Here is a 17,278-nt window from a genome sequence, read left to right on the forward strand (position 1 = left end):
CGTAGCCCAGGACGCACGCCCTTGCGCCATCGGAATGAAACCCCGTGTGTCCACCACGGCGCACACCGCATTCAAACCCGCTCCCGCGCCACGCCGTTTCTCACGCGAACGATGTCCGCCACCACCGCCAGGGCGATCTCTGCGGGTGTCTTGCTGCCCAGCGCCAGGCCGATCGGGGCATGGATGCGTCCCAGCGTCGCCTCGTCCATCCCGGCAATCCGGTGCAGGCGCTCCATGCGTTTTTCGCTGGTCTTCTGCGACCCCATGACCCCGATGTAAAATGCCGGGCTGTTCACCGCCTCCATCATGGTCAGGTCGTCCAGCCGTGGATCGTGGGTCAGCGCCACCACCGCCGTCGCGTCATGACAGCCACCTTCAGCGATATAACGCGCCGGCAGAATCGGTTCAAAGCGCACATTGGCGATCCCCAATGGATGCTGAAACTCTTCGCGGGGCTCACAGATAATCACCTCGAAATCCAGCGCCACGGCAAATTGCGCACAGAACAACGCCACCGTCGAAACACCCGCGATGACCAACCGCTGAGCCGCGCCGAAACGCACGCGCAACCGCTCCCCGGAGCGTTCCACACGCGGGCCGTCCTGGTTGTCTTCGAGCAGTTGTGGATCAGCGAACGGCAAGCGCCATTCCCGCACCAGCCGTCCGCGCCCCAGCAGCGCCGATTCCAGCCGACGAAGGTGCTCGATATTCGTCCCATGCGCCTCAAGCCGCTCGACCAACACCTCCAGCACCCCGCCACAGGGCAGACGCACTTGCGGAGCGTCGCTGCCGTCGCCATAGCGCACCAGTGCAATGGGTTCGGCAAAGCCGCCCTGGGCAACCCGCTGCAGGAAATCCTCCTCGATGCAGCCCCCCGACAACGACCCGCAGCTCGCGCCATCGCCCTTGGCAACCAGCATCGCACCGGGCGGGCGCGGTGATGAGCCGAAGCTGGCAATCACGGTGCACAGCCACACCGTCTGCCCCGATTCGAGCCAGTGAATTGCCCGTTGAATCACCTGCAGATCAAGCGGTTGCATGGCGAACACTCTTTTCATGAAGTAAACACTTCATGAAAAGGCAAGATCAATGCCATCTGCGAGATACGCCATCCAGGTCCATCCCGCCCGGCCCCATCGTTATATCCAACGCTATACAACGATCGTTCTCTGTGCTGATCTGTATCCTTCGGTGACAACTGCACCGCTCCAATACCCACAACAACGACAACGGAACCGCTCCCCCATGCTCCTGCGCCAACTGACCTACCTGGTGACGCTCGCTCAAGAACAGCACTTCGGCCGTGCCGCAGAGAAATGCAACGTCTCGCAGCCGGCCTTTTCCGAGGCCATCCGCAACCTGGAACAGGACCTGGGCATTTCAGTGGTGCAGCGCAGTCGCCGCTTCGAAGGGTTGACCTGCGACGGCGAGAAGGTGCTGGTCTGGGCGCGGCGGATCCTCGCCGATTGTGGCGCCATGCGTCAGGAGGCCGGCCACAACGAGCAAGACCCCGCCGGCGTGTTGCGCCTGGGGGCCATCCCGACGGTGCTGTCGATGGTGCCGCTGATGACCGACTCCTGCCTGACCGCCTACCCTCGCCTCAATCACGAGGTGTACACCCTGGCGACCTCTGACATCCTGCAGCGCCTGGCCAATTTCGAGCTGGACCTGGGCATGACGTACCTGGCCGACGTTCGTTTGCAGGCGTTCGAAACGCTGCCGCTGTTCAAGGAACGCTACGTGCTGATCGCCCGGGACGACACGGCACTGAGCCACGAACAGAGCCTGACCTAGGACGCCGTGGCGCAACTGCCGCTGTGCCTGTTGACCCGCAACATGCAGTGCCGCAAAGGGGTGGACGACGCCTTTGCCAGAGCGGGCGTATGCGTGACACCCAGGGTCGAGACCGACTCGATGATGGTGCTTTACGGTCACGTACGCTGCTCGGGGTTGTACAGCGTGGTGCCCCACAGCGCGCTCTCGATGAGCGAGATGCGCGAAGAAATTACCGCGATTCCCATTGTCCCGGAGCTGGCCAGGGAGATCGGCCTGGTGTTTCTGCGGCGCGATCCGCAACCGCTGCTGATCAATTCGGCGCTGAACGTAATCCGTTCACTGGACCTGCAAAGCCGGGTCGACTCCTTCCTGCGCTGTTGATCGGTCTGTCCGATCTATAGATCGGAACAAGCGATTGGCTCTGGATCGCAGCCTCCCCGAGGATGGCTCGCAAGCGGCAACGATCCGCTTCGGCGAGTGGCGTGACGCGCCCTCGTTCATCCAACAATCAGGAGGCACCATGGCGAAAATTGTTTGCGTACTCTACGACGACCCGGTCAACGGCCAACCCCAGTCCTACGCCCGCGATGATCTGCCCCATCTGGAACGCTATCCCGACGGCCAGACGCTGCCGACACCCAAGGCCATCGACTTCCAGCCCGGCACGCTGCTGGGCAGTGTTTCGGGTGAGCTGGGATTGCGCAAATACCTGGAATCCAACGGTCACCAACTGGTCGTGACCTCAAGCAAAGACGGCGTGGACAGCGTGCTGGATCGCGAACTGCACGATGCCGAGATCATCATTTCGCAACCGTTCTGGCCGGCCTACATGACCGCCGAGCGCATGGACAAGGCACCCAAACTCAAGATGATCGTCACCGCCGGCATCGGCTCCGATCACACCGACCCGCAGGCGGCCATGGACCGCGGCATCACGGTGGCCGAAGTGACCTACTGCAACAGCAACAGCGTCGCCGAACACGTGGTGATGACCACCCTGGCGCTGGTGCGTAACTACCTGCCGTCGCACAACTGGGTGCTCAAGGGCGGCTGGAACATCGCCGACTGCGTGGCCCGCTCCTACGACGTCGAAGGCATGCACGTCGGCACCGTCGCTGCCGGGCGCATCGGCCTGCGCGTGCTGCGTCTGCTCAAGCCATTCGACATGCACCTGCACTACATGGACCGCCATCGCCTGCCCGAAGCGGTGGAGAAAGAGCTGAACCTGACCTACCACTCGACGCTGGAAAGCCTGGCCAAGGTCTGTGACGTGGTGACGCTCAACTGCCCGCTGCACCCTGAAACCGAGCACATGATCAACGGCGATTCGCTCAAGCACTTCAAGCGCGGCGCGTATCTGATCAACACCGCGCGGGGCAAGCTGTGCGACCGCGACGCCATCGCGGCGGCACTGGAGAGTGGCCAACTGGCAGGCTACGGCGGCGACGTCTGGTTCCCGCAACCGGCACCTGCCGATCACCCATGGCGCGGCATGCCCCATCACGGCATGACCCCGCACATTTCCGGCACCAGCCTTTCGGCGCAGGCCCGCTATGCGGCAGGTACCCGGGAGATTCTCGAGTGTTATTTCGAGAACCGTCCGATCCGCGACGAGTATCTGATCCTCCAGGCCGGCAAACTGGCCGGCGTCGGCGCGCACTCCTACAGCGCGGGGAATGCGACCAAAGGGTCGGAAGAAGCCGAACGCTTCAAAAAACGGTAACGCCCCATGACCCAGCTCTCTTCGACGGTGCCAGGTACTCTGGCCACTTCCCGACGGGCGCGGATCGGCCAGCTGTTGCTGGCCGGTCTGGGGGCATTCCTGGCATTGAGCGTGGTCGGTGCAGTGACCACGCTCAGCGAGCAGCCCCTGCTGATCGGCTCGTTCGGCGCATCGTGCGTGTTGCTGTTCGGCTTTCCCAAAGGGCCGTTCTCCAGGGTGCGCAATGTCATTGGCGGGCATGTGCTGTGCTCGACCATCGGCGTGGGATGCCTTGCCTTGTTCGGCCCGGGCATCGCCCCCATGGCCCTTGCGGTGGCGCTGTGCGTGATGGCCATGGCAATCACCGGCACCACGCACCCACCTGCGGGCGGCAACCCGATCATCATCTTCATGACCCAGCCCGGCTGGACCTTCATCCTGATACCGACCCTGGCAGGGGCTGTGCTGCTGGCGGCGATTGCCTGGATGTACTGGAAAGCCTCCACCTGGCTCAACGCCCCGCCCGGCAATCTTGATTGATGCCGCGTAGCAGTCCGGTTTGCCGGCGATGGCGATGCCGAAAACGCCCCCGCCGGCAAGCCGTGCTGCTACGGGGTATGCGGCGGGACACAAATTCCGTCAACACTCACGCCTCCACGTAGCAGTCCGGCTTGCCGGCGATGGCGATTTCGAGGGCGCCCCCGCCGGCAAGCCGTGCTGCTACGGGTCAGGGGTGAGGCACAAATCTCGGGTACGCCAATCATCCCGTAGCAGCCGGGCTTGCCCGCGGGGGCGGCTTCGAGTGGGCAGAGATCTGCGGTTCGTTGACAACCGGCCCCAGCCTCATCAACTCTTGCCCATCGGCACAGGCAGGAGCTTACGATGGCGAGTAAAGAAGAAATCGCGGCGTTCATCGCCCGGGAATTTCCGCAGACGCGGATTGTGGTCGAGGCGGTCGGCGATCAGCGGGCGACCATTTCCCAAGTCGTCGAACACACCGACCTGCGCCCAGGCGGCACGGTATCGGGGCCTACGCTGATGGCGGTGGCCGATGTGGCGCTGTATGTCGCTGTACTCGGGGTCATCGGCATTGTGCCCTTGACTGTAACCACCAGCCTCACAATCAACTTCCTGCGCAAACCCGAGGCCGGGCGGCGGATCATCGCCGAATGCCAACTGATGAAGGTCGGCAGGACCCTGGCCATCGGCGAGGTCTCGCTCTACTCCGAAGGCCTGCCGGACGCCGTGGCGCATGTGGTGGGCACTTACTCGATCCCACCACAACAGCGTCTCTGATCAGAACTTCCAGCGCGCATTGACCACCGCATTGCGCGGCTCGCCGTAGCTGCCGGAGTTGAACGTGCCCAGCCCGTCGTAATACTTCTTGTCGAACAGGTTGTTGACGTTCAGCCCCAGGCTCAGGTGCTCGTCCACCTTGTAGTTGGCCAGCAGCCCCACCACACCATAGGGACGCTGATGGGCCTTGGTGTTGAACTCCTCGTTGACCGCGTAGATATCGCTCTGCCAGGTCATGTTGCCGCCCACGGTCAGCTTGTTCAGCTCGCCCGGCAAGCGGTAGGTGGTCCCCAGCTTGAACAGGTTCATCGGCTGGTTGGTCTCGACCCGGTTGTCGTCCTTGTCATGGGATTCGCGGTAGGTGTAGCCGCCGAGGATGTTCCAGCCCGGCAGGACTTCACCCGAGATTTCCGTCTCGATACCGCGCGTGGTGGTGCCGCTGATCGCCCGGTAGATTTCCTGCGGGCCGCTGTCGTCTACCAGTTGCGGGGTGTTTTTCTGTTTGACTTCAAACAGCGCGACGCTGGCATTGAGCGCGCCATCGAGGAACTCGCCCTTCAGGCCGATCTCGTAGTTGTCACCTTCAAGCGGCTCCAGCGACGTGCCCCCCGCTGTCTTGTAGAAGGTCTGCGGCAGGAAGATGCTGGTGTAGCTGGCGTACACCGAGTACGTCTCGTTGAGGTCGTAGATCACCCCGGCATACGGCGTCACCACGCCGGTCTTTTTGGTGCGGTCGCGGCCGGTGACTTCGCCGGTCAGATCGTCGCTGCTGTCGTCACGCTCGTTCCACGAACTGACCCGCGTGCCGAGGATGACCGACAGCGAATCCGTAGGCTTCAAGCGCAATGCACCGTAGACACCGTTCTGGCTCAGGCGGCTGAGGTTTTCTTCGGTTTTACCCAGGTGCAGCTTGCCGCCGGGGTTGCCGTCGTACTGGTAGATATTGTCGACCGAAGGCGTGGCACGCTCGTAGGTCGGGAAGTTGAGGTGGGTGTAGGCGACGTTGGCGCCGAACACCAGCTCGTGCTCACGCCCGCCCAACTGGAACGGCCCGGTAACGTAAAGGTCGGCGTTGTCCTGGGTCTGGTAGCTGTCCAGGCGGTTGACGTACATCGACACCCCGGTGCCGGTCTCGAACTCCGGAGCGCCTGCGCTGGCCGAGCCGACCACCCCGTGACGGTAGGCGTACTGATGGCTGTAAGCGGCCTTCAGGGTCCAGTCGTTGGCCAGTTTGTGCTCCAGCACGGTGCTGAAGTTGTAGTGGCTGTTGTCCAGGTAACTCCACTTGGCGCCGGGGTTGAACGAGCGGGAGAAATGGGTCGCTGTTCCATTGCTATTGAACAGCGGGATGTGGCCGAAGCTGACCCCGTCCGAATCGTTGTTCTGATAGTCCAGGCTGAAGCGCAGCAAAGTGTCCTCGCTCAGGTCCACGTCCACCGCGCCGTACATCACGCGTTTTTCCGTGCTGTACCAGTCGACGAAGGATCGCGAAGTCTCGTAGGCGCTGACCAGCCGCCCACGAATGTTGCCGCTCTCGGTCAATGGGCCGGACACGTCGGCCTCGGCGCGGTACTTGTCCCACGCCCCCGCCTCGCCATACACATACCCCTGGAAATCGTCGGTGGGGCGTTTGCGCACCAGGTTCAGCGTGGCCGATGGCGTACCCGCGCCGCTGAGCAGGCCGGTTGCGCCGCGCACCACTTCCACACGGTCATAGATCGCCATGTCAGCCAGGGTGCTGGTGAACTGCTGGGATTCGTTGACCGTCTGCGAAGGAATGCCGTCGTACTCGAAGTTCTGGATCTGGAAACCGCGCGAATAAAAGGTGTAGCGATCGCTGTCGCGGTGGTTGCTGGACAGGCCCGGGGTGAACTTGACCACATCGTCCAGCGAGGCCAGGTGATGGTCGGTCATGACCTGACGCGGGATCACGGTGACCGACTGCGGCGTCTCGCGCAGGGACAGGCCCATCTTGGTCGCGGTGCTGGTCTGGCGCGGCGTGTAGGTGCCGCTGTATTCGGTGGTTTCATCGATCCCGGTGCCCACCACGCTGGTGGCACCCAGTTGCAGGGCCGAGGATTTTTCTGCGCGGTACAGCACGTAGACACCCTGGGCACCGGGGGCTGCAATCAGGTCCGAACCTGCCAGCAGGGTGGCGAATCCCTGCTCGACGCTGTAGGTGCCATTGAGCCCTGCGCTCTGTTTGCCATCGGTCAGGCCTGCCTGGAATGACAGCACGATGCCGGCCTCGTTGGCGAAACGCCCCAGCACAGCACCCAGCGGGCCCGGTGCGATGGCATAGCTTTTCTGCACGCTGGCCGCCTGCGCGTAGGCACCGCCCAACAAGACCGGTTCCAGCCAGGCAAGCGAAGCCCCGAGCACCGCGAGTTTCAGTGTGTTTTTGGGCTTGAATGCACGAAGGTTTGCAGCCGGTTTGTTCGGGTTACGCATGCTCTCTCCTGAGGCCCGCTTGGCGGGCGTTGTAAGGGTTTCTCACAAGGAGTCGCGCGAGCTTGCGCAAATCGACAATGCGAATGCGAAACGGAATCAAATAATTATGCGAGGGCGCTTTTCGCGGTCAGACGGACCCACCAATCGGTGCGCCGCTCGACCTTCACCGGCAAGGAACGGGCGATGGCCGACAATGCCAGGTCGATGTCATCCAGCGGATAGGAGCCGGAAATGCGCAAGTGGGCGACCTCAGGCGCGCAGCCCAGGTAGCCGCTGCGGTAGCGCTGCAACTCGCCGATCAGACGGTCCAGGCGCCAGCCATCGATGACCAGCCGGCCGTTGATCCAGGCGTCGGCAGAAGGATCCAGCGGGTACTGGTCGAACAGCGCTTGGGTATTAAAACTGACGGCCTGACCGCTGGGGATGACGACGCTCTCACCGGCCTGCGGGCGAACCGCGACGGCGTGCTCGAACACCCCCAATTGAGTGAATCCATCCTGCTGCCTGACGCTGAAACGGGTGCCCAGCGCCTGCATCGCGCCTTGTACGCTGCGCACGATAAAGGGTCGCGGGTCCTTGGCGGTGGCGATGAAAATCTCCCCGGTGCGGAGCACGATCAGGCGCGTCTGTGCGGTGTAGGCAATGTCCACGGCGCTGGCGGTGTTGAGCACCAGCGTCGTGCCGTCATCGAGGGTGTGGGTCAAGCGTTCGCCGGTGCCGGTGCGCAGATCGGCCAGCAGCACCGGTGCCTGACGATACCCCGCCCAACCCAGTGCGCCCACGCCGACACCCAGCACCAGGCCTTTGAGCAACCCGCGCCGTCCGGACACCGCAACGCCACGCCCTGCCCGCTCCAGCACCTGATAACCCAGCGCGCCCTTGGCATTGCCCAGTTGCGTCTGCAACAGCCCGACTCGCTGCCAGGCCCATTGATGCAGCGGGTTTTCGTCGTGCCAGGCCTGCCACTGGCGCTGCACCAGCGCGTCGCCCGGCGCCGCGCCCAACCGGGCGAACCAGTGGGCGGCCAGGCTCAATGCCTGGTGTTCGGGAGAACTCACTGGCCATGCTCCAGCGCGAACAGCAGGCAATGCTCGGTGGCGCGGGCGATGTACTTGGTGATCGAGCTGACCGATACGCCCATCTGCGCCGCGATCTCTTTGTATCCGAGCCCTTGCAATTGCGAGAGCAGGAACGCTTCCTTCACCCGGCTGCCGAGGCCATTGAGCATGGCGTCCAGCGCGTGCAAGGTTTCCAGCAGGATCAGCCGCTCTTCGGGGGATATCACAAAACGTTCAGGCTGTTCGGCCAGCACCTGCAGATAGGCCTGCTCCACCGAAGTGCGCCGGAAGCTGTCGATCATCACTCGTTTGGCGATGGTCACCAGAAAATGCCGGGGCTCGACCAGCTCGCTGGCCACCGGCGCCTTGCGCTCGGCCAGGAGCACCCGCATGAAGGTGTCCTGAGCCATGTCCGCCGCCTGATGGGAACATCCCAGACGGCCACGCAGCCAGTTCACCAGCCAGCCATGATGCGCACCATAAAGCGCAGCGACGCCCTGCTGGTCGTTGGAGGAAGAGAGAGGGACGGACATGATGAATGCTGCGGCCAAATGATAATGGTTCGCAATATATTTCAATCCGACACATTCGGCAACGAAAGGAGCGCGCCCCTTTCGCGTTTTCCTGTAGGAGCGTGGCTTGTCCCGCGATCGGCTGCGCAGCAGTCGTAAAGTCAGCGAACTCGGTGTGTCTGACACTCCGAGTAATGCGGATTTGCTGCCGGTTCCCGGCAGATCGCGGGACAAGCCACGCTCCTACAGGATTATCTGCGCTCGGAAATTGTGCTTAGCCCCAGAGCGTACGGCCAAAGAATGTCAACGCCCTGTCCCACGCCAGTTGCGCCCAGACCGGATCGTACTGGGTGCCGGGGATGCGTCCGGTGCCGATGGCGGTCTCGTTGGCGAACGCATGGTGCGCCAGGTAGCGATGAAATTCGATGTCCACCCCACCCTCGCTGAGCTTCTCTTCGAGCTTGTCGACGTTCTCTGCGGGAAAGAATTCGTCCTGGGTCGCCCAGTGCGCCTGAACCGGCACCTTGATCGCCTTGGGATCGAGGTATTCCAGCGGCGGCATACCGTAGAACACCACGCCCGCCGTCAGTTCGGGAATGAAGTTCAACGCGAGCAAGGTCAAGGCGCCGCCCATGCAGAAGCCGGTGACACCGACGTTCTGGGTGTGGCCCTTGAGGTACTGCACGGCACCGCGAATGTCCTGGGTGGCGGCGTCAGCGAAGTCGAGTTTGCTCATCAGGTGATGGGCTTCTTCTTCCTCGACGGTCATCTCGCCGCGATACAGGTCCGGCACCAGGGCCAGGTAGCCCGAAGCCGCCAGGCGATCGGCCACGCCACGAATCTGGTCGTTGAGCCCCCACCATTCCTGAATCACCACGATGGCGGGTGCGCCTTCAGGTTTCGCGGGGCTGGCCAGGTAGCCGCTGACGCTTTTGCCGTCCGGACGCTGATAGGTGATGGTCTTGCTGGATGCTGCAGATGCAGTGGCTGTATTCACGAGGCTCTCCCGATTGACATGAAATGCCTTGAACGCTGGCCGACAAACCCGTCAGCCAGCCCGAGCACACTGTTCTACGGGACTTGATCGAGACTGGAAAGAGGCGATGCGTTGCCAAGGTCGATTCGTGCCCCGGGAGCGGCTTCGGACGAGCGCGGGCGTTTCATTTCCCGCAGTTGCTTTTGCAGGGTCGCCACCGGTGGCGCGTACAGGAAACCGAACGACACGCTATTGCGCCGGCCCTTGACCGCGTGGTGCATCAGGTGCGCCTGATACAGCCTGCGCAGGTAACGGTTGCGTGGTCGGGGCCGCAGCGGCCAGTGGCGATGGACCATGCCGTCGTGCACCAGAATGTAGATCAGCCCGAAGGCCGCCACGCCCGCGCCCACCCACTGCAACGGGTCATGGCCGCTGTTGCCGAGTACGATCAGCCCGACCGCCACCAGCCCCAGTACCAACAGGTAGATGTCATTGGTTTCGAAGGCGCCCAGTTGTTCTTCATGGTGCGAGCGATGCAGGAACCAGCCTACGCCATGCATGACGTACTTGTGCGCAAGAAAGCCGACACCCTCCATGGCGATGAGGGTGGCCAGGAATATCGAGAAATTGAAAATCATGAGGTAGGAAACATCGTATCGAGGTTGCCGCAGGCGTCCGGACGTCGAGGTGCAGCATACCGGGGCGGGCCGGAAAATCAAAAATCCGCTGACCGAACGGGGTTTTCACTCACAACGTTTGCTTTCCTGACCGAGCAATGTAAAAAATGGCTGCAAGGGTGAGCGCGAACTCGCTCACTGTTCCAATGCCTGCCACCGACACCGGATGACCGGCATCGCTTTCAAGGAATTCAGAATGGCTCCAAGAAACGTAATCAACGCTCAAGTCAGCCCCAAAGGTAGCCTGGAGACTCTGTCGCAACGTGAAGTCCAGCAGCTCAGCGCCGCAGGCTCTGGCAGCATCTACAACCTCTTCCGCCAGTGCGCCCTGGCCATCCTCAACACCGGCGCCCATGTCGATAACGCAAAAACCATTCTCGAAGCCTACAAGGACTTCGAAGTCCGTATTCACCAGCAGGACCGCGGCGTGCGTCTGGAACTGCTGAACGCCCCGGCCGATGCCTTCGTCGACGGCGAAATGATCGCCAGCACCCGGGAAATGCTCTTCAGCGCCCTGCGTGACATCGTCTACACCGAGAGCGAGCTGGACAGCCAGCGCATCGACCTGAGCAATTCCCAGGGCATCACCGACTACGTTTTCCACCTGCTGCGCAACGCCCGCACCCTGCGCGCCGGCGTCGAGCCGAAGATGGTCGTGTGCTGGGGTGGCCACTCGATCAACACCGACGAGTACAAATACACCAAGAAAGTCGGCCACGAACTGGGTCTGCGTAAACTGGACATCTGCACCGGCTGCGGCCCGGGCGTGATGAAAGGCCCGATGAAGGGCGCGACCATTGCCCACGCCAAGCAGCGTATCCATGGCGGCCGCTACCTGGGGCTGACCGAACCCGGCATCATCGCCGCCGAAGCGCCAAACCCCATCGTCAACGAACTGGTGATCCTGCCGGACATCGAGAAGCGCCTGGAAGCCTTCGTGCGGGTCGGCCACGGCATCATCATCTTCCCGGGCGGTGCCGGTACCGCCGAGGAATTCCTCTACCTGCTGGGCATTCTGATGCACCCGGACAACGCCGGCCTGCCGTTCCCGGTAATCCTGACCGGCCCACGCAGCGCCGCCAGCTACCTGGAGCAGTTGCATGCGTTCGTCAGCGCCACCCTGGGCGAGGAAGCGCACAAGCATTACCAGATCATCATCGACGATCCGGCCGAAGTCGCCCGGCAGATGACCGAAGGCCTGGCCGCCGTGCGCCAGTTCCGTCGCGAACGTGCCGATGCGTTCCACTTCAACTGGCTGCTCAAGATCGAGGAAAGCTTCCAGCGGCCATTCGATCCGACCCACGCCAACATGGCCAGCCTGCAACTGAGCCGCAGCCTGCCGCCCCACGAACTGGCGGCCAACCTGCGCCGGGCGTTCTCCGGCATCGTGGCGGGCAACGTCAAGGACAAGGGCATCCGCCTGATCGAGGAGCACGGTCCGTACGAGATCCACGGCGACGCCGAGGTCATGCAGCCGCTGGACCGCCTGCTGCAGTCGTTCGTCGAGCAGCACCGGATGAAGTTGCCAGGTGGCGCGGCGTACGTGCCGTGCTATCGAGTGGTTTCCTGAGACACATCTCCCTGTAGGAGCGCGCTTGCCCGCGACGGGTCCACCGGCCACCTTCACGGCGTCTGGCCCGACGCGTCGCGGGCAAGCGCGCTCCTACAACTACCTTTGCCCTGATGAAGCCGCTTGCCCATGATCCACATCCGCCCCATGACGCCCGAAGACTTCGAACGCTTCTGGCCCACCTTCCAGGCCGTTATCAAGGCGCAGGAAACCTATGCCTACGATCCGGACCTCACCTACGAGCAAGCCCTGCACCTGTGGCTTGAATATCCCCTGCACACCCTGATCGCCGAAGACGACGGCGTGCTGCTGGGCAGCTATTACCTCAAGGCCAACGCCGCAGGCCCCGGTAGCCACGTCAGCAACTGCGGCTACATGGTCACCCAAGAGGCCCGTGGCCGCGGCGTGGCCCGGCAGATGTGCGAACACTCCCAGCAACTGGCCCTGGACAGCGGTTTCAGTGCTATGCAATTCAACTCGGTGGTCGCGACCAACGAAGTCGCGGTGGCGCTGTGGCACAAGCTGGGTTTCGAAACCGTCGGGCGCCTGCCCCGCGCCTATCGCCACGCCCGCCTCGGACTGGTGGATTGCCTGGTGATGTTCAAATGGCTGGCCGACATGCCGCCATCGCGCAAGGCCAAAAGCCCCTTGTTGATCGGGCGCAAGAACATCGAATCGGTGGTGTCTCGCCCTCGTCGTCCCCGCCCTTGAAACGCCGGCCACGGGGTAAAGTGTGACAAACAGCGCCAACTGACGTTTTTCGCACAATACGTGCCGCATCCAAACTTGCCGGAATGCCTTCTCTCAACGATTCTTTAGAGACGGCCCGACTCCCGGGGCCGTGTTCACCTATAAGCGCCGGAGAGGCCAGCATGACGACCGTAGCCGAACTACTGAAGTTGAAAGACAAGCACCACGGTGAAGTTCATACCGTCAGACCCGACCAGATGGTGATCGACGCGATCAAATTGATGGCCGAAATGAACATTGGTGCCGTACCGGTGGTACAGGGCGGCAAGGTGGTGGGGATCGTCAGCGAGCGCGACTACGCCCGCAAGATGGAACTGGCCGGACGCGCCTCGGTAGGCACGCCTATCAGTGAAATCATGACCCACGAGGTGAAGACGGTGGGTCCTCAGCACAAGATCGACCAGTGCATGAACATCATGACCGACGGTCGCCTGCGGCACTTGCCGGTGGTCGAAGACGGGCGACTGGTGGGCCTGCTGTCCATCGGCGACCTGGTCAAGGCGGCCATCGCCGAACAGGCCAGGTTGATTCAGAAGATGGAAGAATATATTCGGGGCGATTCTTACTAGCAGTTGTCTGTGTAGCAGTCCGGCTCGCCGGCGTCGGCGTCCTTGAAATCGCCCCGCGGGCAAGCCCGGCTGCTACGGGCCTAAGCCGCATGCTGAATGTGCGGCCACCCGCCGCCCCTTAGCAGCACGGCTTGCCGGCGGGGACGATAGTCGAAGCGACCCATACCCAAGCCTCACTGCACCGGCAAAAAATTCAGAAACAACAGGCTCTGCGCATAATTGAGCCCGATCCTGCGATAACGCTCATCGAGCATCTGCGCCAGCAAATCCAGCCGCGCCACGATCTTGCCGAACTCGGTGGCGAAACTCAGGTTGGTGCCCTCCTCCGAAATCTCGTTGGAAAACAGCATCAGCTCGCCATTGGCATTCTGCCGCTGACCCAAGAGCCAGGTGGCCTTCTCGATGTTGCGCGCTGCGTTGCTGACAAAGGTCGGATTGATCTGATCGGTCATGAAAAACTCGGTCCGCCCGCCATGGGCGGTGACCAGCATGCTGCCGATGGCGTAGATGAACGCGCCGACCCGATCCCCGAGAAACTCAGGACTCAGGGCGTAGCTCAAGGCCGCCAGATCGCGGCGATTACCCAACTGCGCCAGCGGTGTACGCTGCTCGATGGCATTGCGCACATTGCGTTCGGCCGAGCGGGCATCGACAAAGCCTGATTTGCGCCACTCCGCCGGGTTGCGCAGATACAGCTTGTTCATCAAAAGATACAAACTTTCCAGGTTGTCGTGCATCGCCAGGGTCGCCATGCGATCGACGCTGGTCTGGAAGAATTCCTGGGGTTTGGTTTCGCTGAACTGGGTGGCCACGTCGCGACCGTCCTGGCGCGTGCAGCCCACGGCGCAGAGCGCCGCAAGGCACAGCATCAACAAGGCGCGGCCGCGTCGGCGCACTCGAATGGGGAAAGAATCAGAGGCCATCAATCACAGGTTTCAACAATCTGGACGCCCCGCGGCTCGCGGCGTCCCGGCCATGGATAGAGCGACAAACCGGGAAAAAGTGCGATATCGGGGTAAATTGGCCTTACATCGGCCCGCGCCCGCCCACCCACAGGCCTGGGAAAATGCTTCGCCGATTTGACGTCGCCCTCGCCTTTCACCAAGCTAGCCGCCTTCACTTGTTTTCAGGAAACACCCCGCGTGATGACCCCAAGCCTGCACTGGCGCCGCTTTCTGTTTTGCCTCGCCCCGCTGATCGCCCTGCTCGCCGCCTGTGACGGCGGTGCACCCAAGACCAAACCGTCCGAAGCCACCACCTACGTGAGCGTCGAGTGGGACAAACTGCCTGCCGTGAGCGATCAGGACCTGATGGCCGGGTACAACAGCTGGTTCTCGGCCTGCAAGCGTCTGGCCAAAGATCCGGTATGGGGCAGCACCTGCGCCATGGCCGCACAGGTGCCGGCCAACCCTGCGGCGGTGCGCGATTTCCTCAAGAACCAGTTGCAGGTCTACAGCCTGCGCTCGTCGGAGCATGGCGCCAACGGCCTGATTACCGGCTACTACGAGCCTATCTACAAAGGCAGCGAGCAGCACAACGATGCGCACCCGGTGGCGATCTACGGTGTACCGGATGATCTGATCATCGTCAATCTGGACAGCATCTACCCCGAACTCAAGGGCAAACGCCTGCGTGGCCGTCTGGATGGACGCATCCTGCGCCCGTATGACGACGCCGCAACCATTGGCGAAAAAGGAGTCAATGCGCCGGTCCTTGCCTGGCTGGAAAACCCCATCGACCTGCAATTCCTGCAGATTCAGGGATCGGGCCGGGTGCAACTGGAGAACGGTCGCCAACTGCGTATCGCCTACGCCGACCAGAACGGCCACCCCTACAAACCGGTCGGTCGCTGGTTGGTGGAACAAGGCCAGTTGACCAAGGACGAAGTGTCCATGGGCCGAATCCGTGACTGGGCCATCGCCCATCCTGAGCGCGTTCACGAACTACTGGGCAGCAACCCCAGCTACGTGTTCTTCACCCTGCGCCCGGACAGCACCGAGGGGCCACGTGGCTCGCTGAACGTACCACTGACGGCTGGCTACAGCGTGGCCATCGACCGCAAGGTGATTCCGCTGGGCAGCCTGCTGTGGCTGTCCTCGACCCGCCCCGATGGCACACCGCTGGTGCGTCCGGTCGCGGCTCAGGACACCGGCGGCGCCATCGCCGGTGAAGTGCGCGCCGACATGTTCTGGGGCACGGGCGATGCGGCCGGCGAACTGGCTGGGAACATGAAGCAACAAGGCCAGATCTGGATGCTGTGGCCCAAGGGCGCCGCGCTGCCAGACGCCAAACCCAAGGGATAATCACGCGTGAGTAGTCAGGTGATGGAAAGCGAACAGGTCATTTTGAGCGGTCAGGCGGTCGAGTTGCGCCCGTTGCAGGCTTCACACGCCGCTGAGCTGGTACAGGCGGCAAGCGACGGAGAGCTGTGGAACATGAAGGTCACGGTCATTCCAGGCCCCGAGACGGTGGATGGCTACATCGCCACGGCACTGGCCGGACGCGAGGCGGGCACGGTCATGCCGTTCGTCATCGTGCGCAAGGACACCGGCCAGGTCGTGGGCAGCACCCGCTTCTGGAAGATCGACCGCAAGAATCGCAAGCTGGAAATCGGCCACACCTGGCTTGGCCAATCGGTGCAGCGCTCAGGCTTGAACACCGAAATGAAGGCCCTGCTGCTCGAATATGCAATTGAAGTGATGCAATGCGTGCGCGTGCAGTTCACCACCGACGAACTCAACGAAAAATCCCGTGCCGCCATCCTGCGCATCGGCGCCAGGCAGGAAGGCATCGTGCGCCACGAACGCATCATGCCCGACGGCCGCAAGCGCAACTCGGTGCGTTTCAGCATCATTGATGACGAATGGCCGGAAGTGAAAACCATGCTGGCCGCGAAGATGGCGTCCCGCCTCACGCCCATCCCGTAGCAGCACGGCTTGCCGGCGGGGGCGTCCTCAAGATCACCCGCGGGCAAGCCCGGCTGCTACGGTTTGTCGGCGTTCGCAAGTTTTTGCAGGAGCGCCCTTGTCCAAGACGGCAAAGGCCCATACCTGACCAAAAAACCTTGTCGACACCCCACGTGCAGGCATAATCGCGCCTATCCAGGCCTTTGCGAGTAACCAGCTTTGAAAAGCGCGACACCCTGTTCAGATTTCGCCCCGCTGCCCAGCAGCTGCGCCAACGGTTCGGTACGTCGCGCGTCGCGCCGCCTTGGACAGATCTATGACGAAGCCTTCGTGGAGTGCGGCCTCAAGGCCACGCAATACTCGCTGCTGTCGCAGATCGCCCGCTACGGCCAGCCCAAGATGCGCGAGCTGGCACAGGCTCTGGTCATGGACCTCTCGGCCCTGGGCCACACGCTCAAGCCGCTGGTGCGCGACGGACTGGTGGACTTGCAGGTAGACGGCAATGACCGGCGCTGTCGGCGGGTGATGCTCACCCCTGCCGGCCAACAGAAATATGAACAGGCGCGCAAAGTCTCCGAGCGCGTCTCGCACATCTTCGATCAGACCTTCGGCGTCGAGAAAACCATCAAGCTGCGCGAGGCGATGGACTTCATCGCCTCGGAAGGCTTTGCCCGCACGCTGCTCGAACAATTGCAGACCATCGAGGCCCCAGTACCCACCCCTTAGTGCGGGCCCGGCTTGTCCTTGGGCGAGGGAAACAGCGTATCGACCCTCTGCCCCTTGCCTGCGCGCACCGGCGCCATCGCGGCGGACTCGGCCAGCTTTGTCGCCATCTCCCAATGCCGGGCTTCCTGCCCCTGAGGCTGGCCCTCGGTTTCCCAGATCAATTGCGCGAGTTGACGGACCGCGTCTTCGTCGACATTCATCCCGCCCCCCCTTTCAAATCTCGGCAAACGCATCCCCGGCACCCGTTCGGCACCGCCCCCGTTATTGGTCACGACTGCAGGTTCCGCGTAGGGCCACCGACGATGGCGA

The 17,278-nt window shown here is 62.6% G+C and carries 17 protein-coding genes and 1 pseudogene; 10 read left to right on the forward strand and 8 right to left on the reverse strand.

What is annotated here, in order from left to right; translation table 11 throughout:
- Positions 1–71 precede the first annotated feature (71 nt).
- Positions 72–1,040, reverse strand: a complete 969-nt coding sequence (locus tag ACIPOO_RS13695; RefSeq protein ID WP_400607586.1) for an XdhC family protein — start codon at positions 1,038–1,040, stop codon at positions 72–74.
- Between the two features lie 205 nt (positions 1,041–1,245).
- On the opposite strand from ACIPOO_RS13695, the pseudogene ACIPOO_RS13700 reads away from it, so the two are divergent.
- From ACIPOO_RS13700 to ACIPOO_RS13715, 4 genes and pseudogenes are all read left to right on the forward strand, one after another.
- Positions 1,246–2,157, forward strand: a pseudogene (locus tag ACIPOO_RS13700) (LysR family transcriptional regulator).
- 139 nt (positions 2,158–2,296) lie between these two features.
- Positions 2,297–3,499: an NAD-dependent formate dehydrogenase gene (locus tag ACIPOO_RS13705; RefSeq protein ID WP_400607588.1), complete on the forward strand. Its 1,203-nt coding sequence runs from the start codon at positions 2,297–2,299 to the stop codon at positions 3,497–3,499.
- A 6-nt stretch (positions 3,500–3,505) separates the two neighbouring features.
- Positions 3,506–4,018 carry an HPP family protein gene (locus ACIPOO_RS13710; protein ID WP_400607590.1) on the forward strand — a complete coding sequence of 171 codons (513 nt, stop codon included), beginning with the start codon at positions 3,506–3,508 and terminating at the stop codon, positions 4,016–4,018.
- A gap of 342 nt (positions 4,019–4,360) precedes the next feature.
- Positions 4,361–4,774, forward strand: coding sequence for a PaaI family thioesterase (locus ACIPOO_RS13715; RefSeq protein ID WP_400607593.1), 414 nt, complete (start codon positions 4,361–4,363; stop codon positions 4,772–4,774).
- Here ACIPOO_RS13715 and ACIPOO_RS13720 read toward each other — a convergent pair whose 3' ends face one another.
- From ACIPOO_RS13720 to ACIPOO_RS13740, 5 genes are all read right to left on the reverse strand, one after another.
- Complete coding sequence (locus ACIPOO_RS13720) at positions 4,775–7,225, reverse strand: TonB-dependent siderophore receptor (protein ID WP_400607595.1); 2,451 nt, start codon at positions 7,223–7,225, stop codon at positions 4,775–4,777.
- A 104-nt stretch (positions 7,226–7,329) separates the two neighbouring features.
- A complete protein-coding gene (locus tag ACIPOO_RS13725) occupies positions 7,330–8,283 on the reverse strand; it encodes a FecR domain-containing protein (protein WP_400607598.1) in 954 nt (317 codons plus the stop codon).
- The gene (locus ACIPOO_RS13730; protein ID WP_400607600.1) at positions 8,280–8,816 is read right to left on the reverse strand and encodes a sigma-70 family RNA polymerase sigma factor; all 537 of its coding nucleotides are present in this window, start codon (positions 8,814–8,816) and stop codon (positions 8,280–8,282) included. Before ACIPOO_RS13730 ends, ACIPOO_RS13725 begins: the two co-directional genes overlap by 4 nt.
- Before the next feature lie 253 nt (positions 8,817–9,069).
- Positions 9,070–9,792, reverse strand: coding sequence for a dienelactone hydrolase family protein (locus ACIPOO_RS13735; protein ID WP_274133966.1), 723 nt, complete (start codon positions 9,790–9,792; stop codon positions 9,070–9,072).
- Positions 9,793–9,866: 74 nt separating this feature from the next.
- The gene (locus ACIPOO_RS13740; RefSeq protein WP_400607602.1) at positions 9,867–10,409 is read right to left on the reverse strand and encodes a sterol desaturase family protein; all 543 of its coding nucleotides are present in this window, start codon (positions 10,407–10,409) and stop codon (positions 9,867–9,869) included.
- A 235-nt stretch (positions 10,410–10,644) separates the two neighbouring features.
- Here ACIPOO_RS13740 and ppnN point away from each other — a divergent pair, with 235 nt between their 5' ends.
- The 3 genes from ppnN to ACIPOO_RS13755 all read left to right on the forward strand — a co-directional run bounded on the left by ppnN (position 10,645) and on the right by ACIPOO_RS13755 (position 13,337).
- A complete protein-coding gene (ppnN, locus tag ACIPOO_RS13745; RefSeq protein ID WP_274133968.1) occupies positions 10,645–12,018 on the forward strand; it encodes a nucleotide 5'-monophosphate nucleosidase PpnN in 1,374 nt (457 codons plus the stop codon).
- A gap of 129 nt (positions 12,019–12,147) precedes the next feature.
- Positions 12,148–12,729 carry a GNAT family N-acetyltransferase gene (locus tag ACIPOO_RS13750; protein WP_400607605.1) on the forward strand — a complete coding sequence of 194 codons (582 nt, stop codon included), beginning with the start codon at positions 12,148–12,150 and terminating at the stop codon, positions 12,727–12,729.
- Positions 12,730–12,890: 161 nt separating this feature from the next.
- The gene (locus ACIPOO_RS13755) at positions 12,891–13,337 is read left to right on the forward strand and encodes a CBS domain-containing protein (RefSeq protein WP_274133970.1); all 447 of its coding nucleotides are present in this window, start codon (positions 12,891–12,893) and stop codon (positions 13,335–13,337) included.
- 173 nt (positions 13,338–13,510) lie between these two features.
- Here ACIPOO_RS13755 and ACIPOO_RS13760 read toward each other — a convergent pair whose 3' ends face one another.
- Positions 13,511–14,206, reverse strand: coding sequence for a hypothetical protein (locus ACIPOO_RS13760; RefSeq protein ID WP_400607786.1), 696 nt, complete (start codon positions 14,204–14,206; stop codon positions 13,511–13,513).
- A 276-nt stretch (positions 14,207–14,482) separates the two neighbouring features.
- Between ACIPOO_RS13760 and ACIPOO_RS13765 the strand changes: the two genes are divergently transcribed.
- From ACIPOO_RS13765 to ACIPOO_RS13775, 3 genes are all read left to right on the forward strand, one after another.
- Positions 14,483–15,640, forward strand: a complete 1,158-nt coding sequence (locus ACIPOO_RS13765; protein ID WP_400607789.1) for a murein transglycosylase A — start codon at positions 14,483–14,485, stop codon at positions 15,638–15,640.
- 21 nt (positions 15,641–15,661) lie between these two features.
- Positions 15,662–16,264: a GNAT family N-acetyltransferase gene (locus ACIPOO_RS13770; protein ID WP_400607792.1), complete on the forward strand. Its 603-nt coding sequence runs from the start codon at positions 15,662–15,664 to the stop codon at positions 16,262–16,264.
- 198 nt (positions 16,265–16,462) lie between these two features.
- On the forward strand, positions 16,463–16,969 hold the full coding sequence (locus tag ACIPOO_RS13775) for a MarR family winged helix-turn-helix transcriptional regulator (protein ID WP_400607607.1): 507 nt from the start codon (positions 16,463–16,465) through the stop codon (positions 16,967–16,969).
- Here ACIPOO_RS13775 and ACIPOO_RS13780 read toward each other — a convergent pair.
- Complete coding sequence (locus ACIPOO_RS13780; RefSeq protein WP_274133973.1) at positions 16,966–17,169, reverse strand: DUF2934 domain-containing protein; 204 nt, start codon at positions 17,167–17,169, stop codon at positions 16,966–16,968. The genes ACIPOO_RS13775 and ACIPOO_RS13780 overlap by 4 nt on opposite strands.
- Positions 17,170–17,278 lie beyond the last annotated feature (109 nt).

This window comes from Pseudomonas sp. NPDC090201, from assembly GCF_044746825.1.
Lineage (GTDB): Bacteria > Pseudomonadota > Gammaproteobacteria > Pseudomonadales > Pseudomonadaceae > Aquipseudomonas > Aquipseudomonas putida_AD.

Excerpts from the sequence above, each read along its gene's own strand:
- ACIPOO_RS13695 (WP_400607586.1), bottom strand. The coding sequence starts at position 1,040 with ATGCAACCGCTTGATCTGCAGGTGATTCAACGGGCAATTCACTGGCTC.
- ACIPOO_RS13705 (WP_400607588.1), top strand. The coding sequence starts at position 2,297 with ATGGCGAAAATTGTTTGCGTACTCTACGACGACCCGGTCAACGGCCAA.
- ACIPOO_RS13710 (WP_400607590.1), top strand. The coding sequence starts at position 3,506 with ATGACCCAGCTCTCTTCGACGGTGCCAGGTACTCTGGCCACTTCCCGA.
- ACIPOO_RS13715 (WP_400607593.1), top strand. The coding sequence starts at position 4,361 with ATGGCGAGTAAAGAAGAAATCGCGGCGTTCATCGCCCGGGAATTTCCG.
- ACIPOO_RS13720 (WP_400607595.1), bottom strand. The coding sequence starts at position 7,225 with ATGCGTAACCCGAACAAACCGGCTGCAAACCTTCGTGCATTCAAGCCC.
- ACIPOO_RS13730 (WP_400607600.1), bottom strand. The coding sequence starts at position 8,816 with ATGTCCGTCCCTCTCTCTTCCTCCAACGACCAGCAGGGCGTCGCTGCG.
- ACIPOO_RS13740 (WP_400607602.1), bottom strand. The coding sequence starts at position 10,409 with ATGATTTTCAATTTCTCGATATTCCTGGCCACCCTCATCGCCATGGAG.
- ppnN (WP_274133968.1), top strand. The coding sequence starts at position 10,645 with ATGGCTCCAAGAAACGTAATCAACGCTCAAGTCAGCCCCAAAGGTAGC.
- ACIPOO_RS13750 (WP_400607605.1), top strand. The coding sequence starts at position 12,148 with ATGATCCACATCCGCCCCATGACGCCCGAAGACTTCGAACGCTTCTGG.
- ACIPOO_RS13755 (WP_274133970.1), top strand. The coding sequence starts at position 12,891 with ATGACGACCGTAGCCGAACTACTGAAGTTGAAAGACAAGCACCACGGT.
- ACIPOO_RS13760 (WP_400607786.1), bottom strand. The coding sequence starts at position 14,206 with ATGCTGTGCCTTGCGGCGCTCTGCGCCGTGGGCTGCACGCGCCAGGAC.
- ACIPOO_RS13765 (WP_400607789.1), top strand. The coding sequence starts at position 14,483 with ATGACCCCAAGCCTGCACTGGCGCCGCTTTCTGTTTTGCCTCGCCCCG.
- ACIPOO_RS13770 (WP_400607792.1), top strand. The coding sequence starts at position 15,662 with ATGGAAAGCGAACAGGTCATTTTGAGCGGTCAGGCGGTCGAGTTGCGC.
- ACIPOO_RS13780 (WP_274133973.1), bottom strand. The coding sequence starts at position 17,169 with ATGAATGTCGACGAAGACGCGGTCCGTCAACTCGCGCAATTGATCTGG.